1 protein-coding gene is annotated in these 1,289 nt (G+C 34.4%); it reads right to left on the minus strand.

Annotated elements, in window-relative coordinates:
* Positions 1-13 precede the first annotated feature (13 nt).
* Positions 14-1,234, minus strand: a complete 1,221-nt coding sequence (locus IQ264_RS32480; protein ID WP_193986915.1) for an ISL3 family transposase — start codon at positions 1,232-1,234, stop codon at positions 14-16.
* Positions 1,235-1,289 lie beyond the last annotated feature (55 nt).

The following is a 1,289-nucleotide window of genomic DNA, read 5'->3' on the forward strand; positions in this document are numbered from 1 at the left end:
GGTTCTTCCGTACTTACTGTGCTAAATTATTAGGGAAGTGCCAGAACAATAAAGCTCTTAATTCAAAATTGCGGAAATTCCTAAAGCCAAATCCACAACGTTTGAGTAATTTCAATTTATTATTAATGCCTTCTACTATTCCGTTGGTTGTACGATTTTCAAAATATCCCACTATCTCGGCGAACCAACGCTTGATTGTGGGGACGCTTTTTCGATAATAATTCTGGGCTATGGCTAACCAGTCCATTAACTTTAATGTTCCTTCTCCCAAATTTTGACTCTCTTCAAATATTTGATGTAATTCTTCCTTTAATGAGTGCATGATTTCGACTAAGGGCGAAGCTCCTTTAACCTGCTCTAATTTTTCTTTTTGTTTAAGAGATAATTTATTTTCAGCTTTTAGTAATATGTATTTGCTGCCTTTTAAACTACCAAATAACTTGGCCCTGGCTTTAACATTTAATTCTTCTGCGGTCTTCTTTTGGTCTATTCTGGCTTGATTTAGTTCTTGATGAATCATTTTTACGACATGGAATCTATCTACTGTTACTTCTGCATTGGGACAGATTTTTCGGATTAATGATTTATAGTTTCCCGTCATATCTATACTTACTTCTTCTATTTGTGCCAAAACTTTCTCTCCCCATTGTTGCATAACTTTTTCTATTTCTGTTTGTTTCCTCGCTGGCACTAACCCAATTAGTTTATGGGTCTCTAGGTCTACTAAAACTACGATAAACTTACCTTGTCCTTTGACTAAACTAATTTCATCTATTCCTAATCTGCGTAAATTGTTCAAATCAATAGGCAGCATAGATTTAGTAAAATACATCACCATTGACTCTACTTCTTCGCAAGTTAACCCATTGTTATCAGCGACGTTCTTAATATCGCTATGCACAACCTGTTGAGTAATAGATTGTGCATATCTATGTGTAAAGCTTTTCTTTTTCGTCACAAAATCTAAACTTTCGCTAAAAGGTTTTTGGCAATTTTCACACTTAAATCGACGGCGATTCACTGATAAAATTACTTCTCTGTTACCTATTGGTAAATCTTTTACTAAATATCTTTGATTTTGATGCAGACGACGACTTATTTGACCACATCTAGGACAGACTGCTGTTTTTTTGTCCGATTTAACAAACAAAATTAATGTATTTTCTGTTTCTTGACTTTCTTCTACTATAACTCCTGGTAGGTTTAGCAACTTAGTCAGTAATCTATTCTTCATCTCTTTGATGCTTAACACTTCCCTAATAATTTAGCACAGTAAGTACGGAAGAACC

Source organism: [Phormidium] sp. LEGE 05292 (genome assembly GCF_015207735.1).
Taxonomy (GTDB): domain Bacteria; phylum Cyanobacteriota; class Cyanobacteriia; order Cyanobacteriales; family Aerosakkonemataceae; genus Floridanema.